General features: G+C 57.1%; 14 protein-coding genes. 9 read left to right on the plus strand and 5 right to left on the minus strand.

The features are described from left to right. Positions 1 to 2 precede the first annotated feature (2 nt). Positions 3 to 479, minus strand: coding sequence for a YHS domain-containing (seleno)protein (locus ACR0AZ_RS01105; RefSeq protein ID WP_480469072.1), 477 nt, complete (start codon positions 477 to 479; stop codon positions 3 to 5). Positions 480 to 698: 219 nt separating this feature from the next. On the opposite strand from ACR0AZ_RS01105, the gene ACR0AZ_RS01110 reads away from it, so the two are divergent. From ACR0AZ_RS01110 to ACR0AZ_RS01150, 9 genes are all read left to right on the plus strand, one after another. After that, entirely contained in the window at positions 699 to 1,235 is a 537-nt protein-coding gene (locus tag ACR0AZ_RS01110; protein ID WP_480469073.1) for a hypothetical protein, read from the plus strand. A 283-nt stretch (positions 1,236 to 1,518) separates the two neighbouring features. Beyond that, on the plus strand, positions 1,519 to 3,201 hold the full coding sequence (locus tag ACR0AZ_RS01115; protein ID WP_480666566.1) for a tryptophan halogenase family protein: 1,683 nt from the start codon (positions 1,519 to 1,521) through the stop codon (positions 3,199 to 3,201). Between the two features lie 202 nt (positions 3,202 to 3,403). Continuing rightward, entirely contained in the window at positions 3,404 to 3,694 is a 291-nt protein-coding gene (locus tag ACR0AZ_RS01120; RefSeq protein WP_480666567.1) for a DUF6525 family protein, read from the plus strand. A 266-nt stretch (positions 3,695 to 3,960) separates the two neighbouring features. After that, entirely contained in the window at positions 3,961 to 5,637 is a 1,677-nt protein-coding gene (rpsA, locus tag ACR0AZ_RS01125; protein WP_039532111.1) for a 30S ribosomal protein S1, read from the plus strand. A gap of 271 nt (positions 5,638 to 5,908) precedes the next feature. Next, a complete protein-coding gene (gene ihfB, locus ACR0AZ_RS01130; RefSeq protein ID WP_008758048.1) occupies positions 5,909 to 6,193 on the plus strand; it encodes an integration host factor subunit beta in 285 nt (94 codons plus the stop codon). Positions 6,194 to 6,199: 6 nt separating this feature from the next. Then, entirely contained in the window at positions 6,200 to 6,550 is a 351-nt protein-coding gene (locus ACR0AZ_RS01135; RefSeq protein WP_480471878.1) for a LapA family protein, read from the plus strand. A gap of 9 nt (positions 6,551 to 6,559) precedes the next feature. Continuing rightward, on the plus strand, positions 6,560 to 7,204 hold the full coding sequence (locus tag ACR0AZ_RS01140; protein ID WP_480666568.1) for a phosphoribosylanthranilate isomerase: 645 nt from the start codon (positions 6,560 to 6,562) through the stop codon (positions 7,202 to 7,204). A gap of 89 nt (positions 7,205 to 7,293) precedes the next feature. Then, positions 7,294 to 8,541 carry a tryptophan synthase subunit beta gene (gene trpB / locus ACR0AZ_RS01145; RefSeq protein WP_480469077.1) on the plus strand — a complete coding sequence of 416 codons (1,248 nt, stop codon included), beginning with the start codon at positions 7,294 to 7,296 and terminating at the stop codon, positions 8,539 to 8,541. A 44-nt stretch (positions 8,542 to 8,585) separates the two neighbouring features. Further along, positions 8,586 to 9,218, plus strand: coding sequence for a class I SAM-dependent methyltransferase (locus tag ACR0AZ_RS01150; RefSeq protein WP_480666570.1), 633 nt, complete (start codon positions 8,586 to 8,588; stop codon positions 9,216 to 9,218). Here the strand turns inward: ACR0AZ_RS01150 and ACR0AZ_RS01155 are convergent. The 4 genes from ACR0AZ_RS01155 to ACR0AZ_RS01170 form a co-directional block, all read right to left on the minus strand. After that, positions 9,215 to 9,589: a DUF2237 family protein gene (locus ACR0AZ_RS01155; protein WP_480666571.1), complete on the minus strand. Its 375-nt coding sequence runs from the start codon at positions 9,587 to 9,589 to the stop codon at positions 9,215 to 9,217. The genes ACR0AZ_RS01150 and ACR0AZ_RS01155 overlap by 4 nt on opposite strands. 9 nt (positions 9,590 to 9,598) lie before the next feature. Continuing rightward, complete coding sequence (locus ACR0AZ_RS01160) at positions 9,599 to 10,762, minus strand: serine hydrolase domain-containing protein (protein WP_480666572.1); 1,164 nt, start codon at positions 10,760 to 10,762, stop codon at positions 9,599 to 9,601. 82 nt (positions 10,763 to 10,844) lie between these two features. Continuing rightward, a complete protein-coding gene (gene pth / locus ACR0AZ_RS01165) occupies positions 10,845 to 11,525 on the minus strand; it encodes an aminoacyl-tRNA hydrolase (protein WP_480666573.1) in 681 nt (226 codons plus the stop codon). 136 nt (positions 11,526 to 11,661) lie between these two features. After that, the gene (locus tag ACR0AZ_RS01170; RefSeq protein WP_480657049.1) at positions 11,662 to 12,315 is read right to left on the minus strand and encodes a 50S ribosomal protein L25/general stress protein Ctc; all 654 of its coding nucleotides are present in this window, start codon (positions 12,313 to 12,315) and stop codon (positions 11,662 to 11,664) included. Positions 12,316 to 12,398: the final 83 nt, after the last annotated feature.

Here is a 12,398-nt window from a genome sequence, read left to right on the forward strand (position 1 = left end):
GTTTACAGTTCGCCGACTGCGATGCTCTTGATGTTGGCCCACTGGTCGTCCGCGGTTTTCGCGGTGCCGGTGACGTCCTTCAGGAACGCGGTGCGGGTTTCGGCATTCAGGAACAGGTACAGCTTGCCGTCCGCAACCAGGTATTGATCCGGGTCACCATCGAACTTCTTGCCTACGGACACACCGAACGAGCAGTAGCCGCCATGCTGAGGCAGATAGGCCGCCGGATTGGCCTCGAACGCTTCGCGGTTTTCCGAGCTGGTGAAATAGTAAGACGCGCCGTCATAGGTGGCAGAGTGGGTGGCAAAACCTTCAACCGGGTTGCCGTTGGTAACGAGCGCGACCAGATCGACACCATGTGCGGCCAGGGGGGCACCAGCCGCTGAGATGCCTTTTGAGACGTTGATTTCATCCGCCGCAAAAACCGGAGCCGTCAGGGCCAGTGTTACAGCAAGTGCAGTGAGAAACTGAGATTTCATGGCAGTAGTCCTTTCTGTTTTCAGATCGGGGTCAGTGTGCACCTCGACCGATGTGACAAGGTTAGGAGGATCTGATCGGACGTTTAATTGCAGATATGCCGTGAAACATTGCAGATCATTCGAATGGCTGGATTTGTCGTAAAAACTGTTCACACAGCTTTGTTTAGCCAGCCGCTGTCTTGCCGCCTAAAGTCAGGGGGCAATCGCAGGAGTGGCCTCATGATCCGACTAGCATTGATTTTGTTCTTCGTCGCGGGCGGGCTTGCCGCACAAGAGGCTGAGGCCCCGACGCCTGAGGCTGAACCTCCGATGACTTACGAGCGTCTGGGCAAGATCATCTTCGCGCTCGATCCTGAGGCGCGACCGGTTGGGCCGGGATTTGAAATGACGGTCTCGGACGTAACAGTGCTTGTCGTGACGGATACCAATGCGGATCGGATGCGCGCGATGGTTGCGATTGGGCGGGCCGCGGATTTATCGCCTAAAGATCTGCAACGCGTGATGCAGGCGAATTTCGACAGTACGCTGGATGCACGGTACGCCATTGCCAATGGCACCTTATGGGCTGCGTATATTCACCCATTGTCTCCATTGCAAAGGGACCAACTGATCTCAGGGTTGGCCCAGACTGTGAATATCGCCAATACATACGGCACCCTGTATTCCGGGGGAGCGGCGGAGTTCGGCGGGGGCGACAGTCATGATTTGCAGCGCGATCTGATCGAAGACCTTCTGAAGAAGGGCGAGGAGATCTGAGATCGGCAGAGTTCTCCATATTCGCCGATATCATAAGAGCATGTTGATGTGGGAGCGCGGCGCGGCGGCCTCTGACGCTTCTCGCTCTGGCACCGCCTTGGTCTTACGGCTGTGTCAGCACGGATCAAAGAAGCCACAGTGGCACTCTCACCAAAAGCCTTAACCCTAGCTGGATGCGGGAAAGCTGTTATAGTTTCCGATACGCCATGAGGGAAAGCTGCAAAAAAGCTCAAAAAAAGGGCAGCAGCTAAATAATCCCTCAAGCCAACAGGGACAGAATAATATGAATAATCGTTTGCGTAAGATCACCATAGTAGGTGGTGGCACGGCTGGTTGGATGACCGCGCTGATACTTGAGATGGTGCTTTCCCGCACGTCGGGACCCAAAGATCGCCCGCGCATATGCCTGATCGAAAGCCCCAATATCTCTACAGTCGGAGTCGGCGAGGCCACGGTGCCACGAATGCCGGTCACTCTGCGCCAGGCCGGCATTTCCGAGCGGGACTTTTTCCGCGAAACCAACGCGTCGTTCAAGCTGGGAGTGAAGTTTTGCAACTGGAACAACGATGCCAAGGGCAATCGCATCGATTATGTGAACCCGTTTGCGCATGGCCAGATGATAGAGGGGTTAGAGGCCGCTGAGTATTTCCTGCGCTTTGGAAATGGCGATCGGGATTTTACACAGTCCATCGCGCCGCATGATGATCTGGCACGTCTGTGCAAGGGCGCGCGGCCTTTGGGTGCCCCGGAGTTCGAGCAGCGGTTCGGCTATGCCTATCATCTGGACGCTGTGAAGTTTGCGGGCATGCTGACCAAGGTCTGTACCAATCGCAGCGTTGAGCACATTCAGGATGAGGTGCAAGCGGTTGAGCTGGATGAGCAGGGTAATGTCAGCCATCTGATGCTGGAGCGGAAGGGCCGTCACGATATCGAGATGGTGGTCGATTGCACCGGTTTCCGGGGGTTGATCATCAACCAAGCTCTGGGCGAGCCGTTTATGGATTATTCGGAATATCTGCCGAATGATCGCGCCATGGCCCTGCAGGTCGAGCATCCTGATCCGGAAAAGATCGAAAGCGTCACACGGTCTACGGCACTTGGCGCAGGCTGGACATGGCGGGTACCGCTCTACAACCGTGTCGGCACGGGCTATGTGTTTTCATCCGCGCATCGCACGGACGATCAGGCGGCAGATGAGTATCTTGAATGGCTGGGGGACAGCGGTAAGGGCCTGACGCCGCGTGTAATCCCGATGCGTGTCGGGCGTGTGCGCAATGCATGGGTCAAGAACTGTGTGGCGATCGGTCTGTCCGGAGGTTTCATCGAGCCATTGGAGAGCACCGCGATCCATATGATTGATCATGCAATCCGCTGGTTTGCCGAGCATTTGCCCACTCAGGACATAGAGCCGTCGCTCAGAGACAGATACAACCGCCAGATGGATAAGCTCTATAATGAAGTTCTGGAGTTCATCTGTCTGCATTATCGGCTGGGCAATCGTACGGATGACCAATATTGGATCGACGCGCGTACCGAGATGAAGTTGCCGGATCGTTTGGCCGAGAATCTTGATTTGTGGCAGTACCGTTTGCCGATGGAGCACGATATCGAGTTCGCGACCCTGTTTGACCATCGCGTCTATCAAACGGTTCTTTTGGGCAAGCGGGTCTATGATACAGGCTATGGACCCGGCATTCGTGATCGTCTGCGACCGCTGAAGAAGCCGATCTGGTTCCAGGGAATGAAGACTGCGAAGGCGCATCTTGCGCAGGTTCTAAAAAGGATGCCAGACCACAAGAATCTGTTGCGCGACATCCGGGGAGAGCTGGATCGACCGGCCTTTAAAAAGGCAGCAGCGAAGCCGACGGTGGCGATGCCGGGTGCGAAACCTGCATCTTTGGTGGTCCAGAACATGCCGAACCTCGCAGAAATCCAAAGCGGTCAGAAGGATCTGCAACTGTTCTAGAAGACCTTTGCTCCTGGTGCAGAGCGTGTCTTGAGAAACGCATAGAGACCGTGAGTTGAGCCTCTGCCTTCGCGATAACCGTCGCGGAGGCGTTAGTTTTTGCGCGTATGATGACTATCAGTAAAAGTGGGGGACTATTTTGCCCTGGCGACCGTTCAATCTACATTGTGCTTGATATTTAGATATGTAATATCATTACGATATGAGAAAGTCGAGAATTGAACAGCGTCCATCTGCTAAGGCTCGTAACCTTCGTAGTGATCTGAAGCGTCGTCGGCGTCGGGGTTCGCCGATGCAGACCTATGATGCTCTGCCGCAAGCACTGCGACAGTGGTTGGCGCAGGCTTGTCTGCCATGGAGCCCGACCTCGGCCCTGAAAATCTGGCGGCAGACAGGTGGCGACAGTGACCCCGCGACCGCGATTGCTCGACTGAACGCAGTCGAGCTTGCAATGCTGCAACGGGATACGAGGGTCTGGGTTCAAAAAGGCTAAGTGCACAACGGTGGCGATATCTGGCCGGGCCTTGGAAATATGGGCTTTGCCCTTGCGCTGCTGGTGAAATCCGCCTATACGCGCGCTGTCGATACAAGGGCGGTCAACGTCCGGATGACGTTTCTGAGCAGGGCCGGGAAACCTCGGCCCTTTGTGTTTGTTTGCTCAGGGGCGCACCGGGTCACGCCTGAAGGCACCATGAAACAAGACCGGCGGAGACAACCGCTCGGCCAGCAAAAACGTACTGTAAAGGAAAATGACGCCACATGGCTAACGCATCCATGGAGGAATTCGAAGCCCTCCTGAATGAAAGCTTCGAAATGGACACGCCCGAAGAGGGTTCTGTTGTCAAAGGCAAGGTTCTGGCGATCGAAGCCGGCCAAGCCATCATCGACGTAGGCTACAAAATGGAAGGCCGCGTTGATCTGAAAGAATTCGCAAATCCCGGCGAAGCTCCTGAAATCGCTGTTGGTGACGAGGTCGAAGTTTACCTGCGCGCCGCAGAAAACGCCCGTGGCGAAGCCGTCATCTCGCGCGAGATGGCCCGCCGTGAAGAGGCATGGGACCGTCTGGAAAAAGCATATGCCGACGACCAGCGTGTCGAAGGTGCTATCTTTGGTCGCGTCAAAGGTGGTTTCACTGTCGATCTGGGTGGCGCAGTTGCGTTCCTGCCCGGCTCGCAGGTTGATGTGCGCCCCGTGCGCGACGCTGGCCCGCTGATGGGTCTGAAGCAGCCGTTCCAGATTCTGAAAATGGACCGCCGCCGTGGCAACATCGTTGTTTCGCGCCGCGCCATCCTGGAAGAATCGCGTGCCGAGCAGCGTGCAGAAGTCATCGGCAACCTGTCCGAAGGTCAGACCGTTGAGGGTGTCGTCAAGAACATCACCGAATACGGTGCGTTCGTTGACCTGGGCGGCGTTGACGGCCTGCTGCACGTCACTGACATGGCATGGCGCCGTGTGAACCACCCGTCCGAGATCCTGACGATCGGCGAAACCATCAAGGTTCAGGTCATCAAGATCAACAAAGAAACCCACCGCATCAGCCTGGGCATGAAGCAGCTTCAGGAAGATCCATGGGATCTGGTTGCTGCCAAGTACCCGCTGGGCTCGGTCCACCAGGGTCGTGTCACCAACATCACCGACTACGGCGCGTTCGTCGAACTGGAAGCTGGTGTGGAAGGTCTGGTGCACGTGTCCGAGATGTCCTGGACCAAGAAAAACGTCCACCCCGGCAAGATCGTTTCGACCAGCCAGGAAGTCGACGTTATGGTTCTGGAAATCGACGGCGCCAAGCGTCGCGTTTCTCTGGGCCTGAAGCAGACTCAGCGCAACCCGTGGGAAGTGTTTGCAGAAACACACCCCGAGGGCACCGAGGTCGAAGGCGAAGTCAAGAACATCACCGAATTCGGTCTGTTCATTGGCCTCGAAGGCGACATCGACGGCATGGTTCACCTCAGCGACCTGTCCTGGGACGAGCGTGGCGAGGATGCCATCCAGAACTACCGCAAGGGCGACATGGTTTCGGCCGTCGTCTCGGAAGTTGACGTTGAGAAGGAGCGTATCTCGCTGTCGATCAAAGCCCTGGGCGGTGACAAGTTCGCCGAAGCCGTGGGCGGCGTGAAGCGTGGCTCGGTCATCACCGTCGAAGTCACCGCAATCGAAGATGGCGGCATCGAGGTCGAGTACGAAGGCATGAAGTCGTTCATCCGTCGTTCGGACCTGAGCCGTGACCGTGCCGAACAGCGCCCCGAGCGTTTCTCGGTCGGTGATAAGGTCGACGTTCGCGTCACCAACGTTGACAGCAAGACCCGTCGTCTGGGCCTGTCTATCAAGGCACGCGAGATCGCCGAAGAGAAAGAGGCCGTGGAACAGTATGGTTCTTCCGACTCGGGTGCATCGCTGGGCGATATCCTGGGTGCGGCGCTGAAGTCCGGCGACTAAGCCTAAGGCTTCAACCCAAGCCGATATTTCGGCCCCGCATGCCAGTGCGGGGCCGTTTTTGTTGCGAATCAACATCTTCCAAATAACCGGCTTAATTCGCCAATCATTCGCGCTTGAAGTGTGTAAATCAGCCCCACGGGCAAAATTTCGCGTGAGTTTGCCGCAAAATGCCGCCTTTGCTGGCAGAGTATCCGTTCCCCCGATCCGGGTTTTTTCCTATACTGTCAGAACAGTAGGCTTGTCACATCGTCCGCCTGGGAGGGTATTGCGAATGATCCGTTCAGAATTGATTCAGAAAATTGCCGACGAAAACCCGCATCTCTATCAACGCGACGTCGAGCGGATCGTGAACACTGTCTTTGAAGAAGTCACCGACGCGATGTCGCGCGGTGACCGTGTCGAGCTGCGCGGCTTTGGCGCGTTTTCGGTGAAGAAGCGTGATGCGCGCGTAGGTCGTAACCCCCGCACCGGCGAGACCGTACAGGTCGAAGAAAAATGTGTTCCGTTTTTTAAAACGGGCAAGTTGCTAAGGGACCGTTTGAACGGTAAAGCCTAAGCCATGATGCGCTACATTCGTTACGCCTTTTTGGCTGCCTTGGGAATTATTCTGGTTTCTGTCTCGCTGGCCAACCGCCAGATTGTTGAACTGAAACTGATGCCGGACGCTCTGTCCGAATTGCTGGGGTTCAACCTGACCACATCCCTGCCGCTGTTTCTGGTGGTGCTGGGCGGCGTTGTGGCCGGTCTGGTTATTGGCTTCCTCTGGGAATGGCTGCGCGAGCACAAGCACCGCAAAGACGCGACCGTTAAGACAGGCGAAGTGCGCAAGCTTGAGCGCGAGGTCAAAAAGCTCAAGAAAAAGCAGAATGAAGGTCAGGATGACGTTCTGGCTCTGCTGGATGAGGCAAGCTGAGGCCCCACCATGCCTTCTGATATTCGTGTCAAAATATGCGGCCTGACCGCCCCTGATCACGTGCGCGCCGCGGTAGATGCCGGTGCGGGCTATTTGGGGTTTAACTTTTTCCCGAAATCACCCCGGTATGTCGCACCTGCCGAGGTTGCCGCTTTGACGTCCGAAGTTCCCGCAGGGGTGGCAAGTGTGGCGCTGGTGGTGAACGCTTCAGACGAACTTCTGGATAGCATCACGCAATCTGCGCCGTTCGATATGCTCCAATTACACGGCAGTGAGAGCGTTGAGCGTGTTCGAGAGATCAAGCAGCGCTATGGATTGCCAGTGATGAAAGTCATTGGCGTGGCCGAGGCCGAGGATCTGGCCAAAATCGATACCTATAGCGAAGTGGCCGATCAGCTCTTGATCGATGCCAAAGCTCCGAAAAACGCGGTTTTGCCGGGCGGAAACGGTTTGGCGTTTGATTGGCGCCTGTTGGCAGGGCGAAAATACTGGCGCAAGCCGTGGATGCTTGCCGGTGGATTGACCCCTGACAATGTGGCCGAAGCGATTCGAATGACAGGAGCGCGTCAGGTAGACGTTGCATCTGGGGTCGAAAGTGCTCCGGGGGTCAAGGACGCGGAGCTGATCCGCGCCTTCATCGAAGCTGCCAGCTGATCCCATTGCCGCACCACGTGCTTACGTTTTGCGATGGCAAATCCTAGCGCTACCTCCTATGAACATCAGGTACGACGAGGGAGATATCCATGGCTAACGATCTATTTAATTCCTTCATGTCCGGCCCGGATGAGCAGGGTCGCTTCGGCATCTATGGCGGACGCTTTGTCAGCGAAACGCTGATGCCGCTGATCCTGTCGCTGGAAGAGGAATACGACAAAGCCAAGGACGACCCCACTTTCTGGGCCGAAATGGACGATCTGTGGGCTAACTACGTCGGTCGCCCCTCGCCGCTGTATTTCGCAGAACGCCTGACCGAACATCTGGGTGGCGCGAAAATCTATCTGAAGCGGGATGAGCTGAACCACACCGGTGCGCATAAGATCAATAACGTGTTGGGCCAGATCATTCTGGCACGCCGTATGGGCAAGACCCGGATCATTGCGGAAACCGGAGCAGGGCAGCATGGCGTCGCCACTGCAACTGTCTGCGCCAAGTTCGGTCTGAAATGCATCGTTTATATGGGTGCCCATGACGTACAGCGTCAGGCCCCCAACGTGTTCCGCATGCGTCTGTTGGGGGCCGAGGTGATCCCGGTGACCTCGGGCCGTGGCACGCTGAAAGATGCCATGAACGATGCGCTGCGCGATTGGGTGACCAATGTGCGCGACACCTTCTATTGCATCGGTACCGTGGCTGGCCCGCACCCGTACCCGGCTATGGTTCGCGATTTCCAGTCGATTATCGGCAAGGAAGCCAAAGAGCAGATGATGAAAGCCGAGGGCCGTCTGCCCGATACCATCATCGCTGCCATCGGCGGTGGCTCGAACGCGATGGGGCTGTTCTACCCGTTCCTTGACGACAAGGATGTGAACATCATCGGCGTTGAAGCGGGCGGCAAAGGCGTGAACGAGAAAATGGAGCACTGCGCCTCGCTGACCGGCGGTCGACCGGGCGTGCTGCATGGCAACCGTACCTATCTGCTGCAGGACGATGACGGGCAGATTTTGGAAGGCTATTCGATTTCGGCCGGCCTCGATTATCCCGGTATTGGGCCCGAGCACTCCTGGTTGCATGAGATTGGCCGCGCCAACTATGTCTCGATCACCGACAAAGAGGCGCTTGAGGCGTTCCAGCTGTGCTGCGCGACTGAGGGCATCATCCCGGCGCTGGAACCCAGCCATGCGTTGGCGCATGTGATGAAAATCGCGCCCGAGCTGCCAAAGGATCACCTGATCTGCATGAACATGTGCGGGCGCGGTGACAAGGATGTGCAGACCGTGGCGAAATATCTGAACTTCGATATGTCGGATACTGAGGGGCGTACAGCTGACTGACCCTAGGGCTATGCGTTCCGATTGAATTGTGTCAGGTTGCGCCCATGCGCAACCCGTCCCATTCCATCAGGTCTGAGCGGCTCGATCAGAAATACGATGCCGCTGCGCCCGGATGGGCGGACAAGATGCGGTTGCTCGGTTATTTCGACGCCTACCTTGGATTTCTTTCGTCTGATCCCTCGGCGCACTACGGGCATAATGTCCTCGACGTTGGGTGTGGAACGGGTGCCTTTGCTGAGGCGCGCGCGGTGGTTCAAACGGACGGTTCGGTAACCTTGCTGGAACCGTCAGAGAAAATGCTGAGTCAGGCCAAAAGCGCGTTGGCCAAACGTGGTATAGATGCGGCGATAGACAACACTCGGCTGGAAGATTTCAAAGCGACGCAGCCCTTTGATTGCATCTTAGCTGCACATGTATTGGAGCATTGCCCGAACCCGGTCGATGCCTTGCGCCGGATGCGTGATCTGGCTGCCGCGGGCGCGGCGTTGTGGTTGGTCGTAAGCAAACCGCATTGGTGCAATGCAATCATATGGTTGCAGTGGCGACATCGGACATATCGACCTGAGGCGGTGGCGGATATGCTGGCGCGCTCAGGTTGGGAATTGTTGGCTGAACACAGTTTCCCCACCGGCCCCCCATCGCGCACATCCCGCGGGTATCGGGCAAGAGCGATCTAGTCTTCGACCCGTTTGGCTTTCAGAACGTCCAGCGGCACGATATCCAAGGCACTTTGGTGCGTCGCCTCAAGATGTACCATCGGGGCGCAGCCTTCGTCGTAGGCCTGAAGAAAACGGCCCGCACAGAGGCACCAGCTGTCCCCCGGCTTGAGGCCCGGGAAATCGAACTCAGGGCGTGGGGTGCTCAGGTCATTGCCGACATATTTGGAGAAGGCCAGAAACTCGGCCGTCATCACCGCGCAGACCGTGTGGCTGCCCTGATCTTCAGGGCAGGTGTTGCAGGCACCATCGCGGAAGAACCCGGTCAGAGGATCGCGCGAACAGGGTGCCAGCACGCCACCCAGGACATTGATGCTGTCTTGCTTTTGCATGCCGCCACCTTACAGGCTTTCCGCGAGCTTGCGGAACATTTCGACATTCTGCGCGCTGACGCCCGGTTCGCGGAATTTGCGATCGGCACCTGTTGTGACGATCAGCAGGCCGCGCGGTTGGTCGAAATACAGGTATTGCCCATAAACGCCGCGCGCCATGAACTCTCCTTCATGCGCGTCAACGGGTACCCACCATTGGTAGCCGTATCCGATCTTGCCCGGTTCAGTGGGGGCGCTGGGCCATGTTGAATCACTGATCCATCCGGCTGGAACTACCTGTTGCCCATCGCGCGCGCCGTTCTGCAAAATCAGCTGCCCGAAACGTGCAAAGTCCTTTGTCGTGAAGTTCAGCCCGCCCAGCACAAAGGCCACACCCGCGCCGTCGGTGATGTAATACCCATCCCGTTCAAGCCCAAGCGGTTGGATGATTTTCTCGGTCAACAGGTCCGCCACGCTGCGCCCGGTCGCACCGCGAATGACCATCCCGATGACATGAGTGTCGATCGATACATATTGCCAGGCCTCGCCAGGTGTGGCGAAGCTGTCCTGCAAAGAGGCGGCGAAATCATCCAGTTCTCCGCCCAGTGCCACAACGCGGCCCATCCTGTTAATGTCTGAATTGTAGTCCAGATAATCCTCGTCAAAGGTCACGCCGCTGGCCATGTTCAATACGTTGCGGATCGTGGCGGCCTCATAGGCGCTGCCCTTTAGCTCGGGGGCATATTGTACAACGGGATCATCCAGAGATGTAATTGCGCCTTCCTCCATCAGGATACCGAACAAGGCCGACAGATAGCTCTTTGCGACCGACCATGAGATCCTGCGGTCCTCAGGCCCAGTATCCAGATAGTACTCCTCAAACCTGATCTCACCATTCTGCATCACGAGCAGCGAGGTCACGGCGCGTTCCTCAATCCACTGATCTGTGCCTGCGGGCAGGTCGAAGCCGGGACCATAGGGCAGCTCCCATGTCGGACCGGTGCCGCGTGGCAGGTCGACGGTCAGGAAGGCCTTATCCATATTTGAGAAGTTGTGGATGATTTTGTCTTCGGAAAACAAAGAGTTCACCGCCATTAACCGCTGAATCTCTTCGCGTTTCCAGACCCCGACAACAACCGCTGCCAGCACCAGCATCAAAACGATGCGCAGCACCCACTTCAACAGTGTTCTCATATGTCCTCTCCCAAACGGCTGCCGTATTGGAGCGTGCCGAATGTCGATCCGCAATTACGACGTTGCGGCAACAGCCAAAGATCTATCTGAATTTATCAAGCAGCTTTTGCATGGCCGAGCGGTCATCAACCTCGGGTTCTGGCGCAGGTTTGGGAGCTGCTTTCGCCTTCTCGGCAGGGGTTTTTGAAGACCTCGGCGGGGCGGTGCGTAGCGCGACCGCGTTCATGAACTTTCCGCCATCTCCATCGGCTAAGTATCCCGCACCATCCGATACTCCACGCAACACGTCGTCCAGCCAGTCTGCATCGGCCTTGGCGAAGTCCCCCAGAACGTAGGGCGAGACCATCTCTTTCCGCCCCGGATGCCCAATCCCCAGCCGAACCCGGTCGTAGGCCGGGCTGATGTGTTCGTGGATTGAGCGCAATCCGTTGTGACCGGCATGGCCTCCGCCCGCCTTGACGCGCACCTTTCCGGGCGCAAGATCCAGCTCGTCGTGAAAGACGGTCACGTCGGTCGAATCTAGCTTGTAGAACCGCATCGCCTCGCCCACGGACTGGCCGGAACGATTCATAAATGTCTGGGGTTTGATCAACAGAACCTTTTCGCGACCGAGCCGCCCCTCGGCAATCTCGGCCTGGAACTTGGATTTCCACGGGCCGAAACCGTGATCTTCAGCGATCCGATCCACGGCCATAAAGCCGATATTGTGCCGGTTCCGGGCATATTTTGATCCGGGGTTTCCCAATCCGACAAACAGTTTCATGGGCTCGTCCTTGTTCGCTGAAACCAGTGCAGCAGGTTGATGGCACGGAATGCCCCCGGTTTTCCAGCCCGGGCGACAAAAGAAAACGGGGCCCGATAGAGGCCCCGTTTCAAACTCCGGTATGTTCCGACCGGGTTTATTCCTCGGCTTCTTCTTGGCCGACGACTTCAACCTCGTCTGCGGCCACTTCTTCGCCTTCCTCTTCATCGTCGGTCGACAGGCCTGTCGGTGCCGAGATGTTGGCGATCACGAAGTCACGGTCGATGGTCGGCTTGGTGCCCGTGGGCAGGTCAACCGATGAGATGGTGACAACATCATTAATGTTCAGACCGGTCAGATCAACGGTGATCTTCTCGGGAATGTCACCAGCGGTGCACATCAGTTCGACTTCCGGACGGACAACGGTCAGAACGCCGCCCTTCTTGATGCCGGGGGCTGCTTCTTCGTTGACGAACTCAACAGGAATGAACAACGCGATCTTCGTGGTCCGACGCAGGCGCATCAGGTCCAGGTGGGTCGGCAGATCTTTGACGACGTCACGCTGAACGTCGCGGCAGATGACGCGAACGTCTTCGTGGCCTTCAACCTTCAGGTTCCACAGGGTCGACTTGAACCGGCCCGCTTTCAGGCGCTTGAACAGGACGTTGAACGGGATTTGGATCGGCAGCGGCTCTTTGTCGCCACCAAAAACAATGCCCGGAACCATGCCGTCGCGGCGTGCCTGACGAGCGGCGCCCTTGCCTGTCCCCGTCCGTTCCAGAGCTACGAGATCAGGAATCTCTCCAGCCATGATAATTCTCCAATGTTAGGGCGGGCATCCTCCAAGGCTGTATGCCCGCGTGAAGCCGCGTCCTTAGCTTGATTCACCCAGTT

This window comes from Ruegeria sp. BE3, from assembly GCF_056538865.1.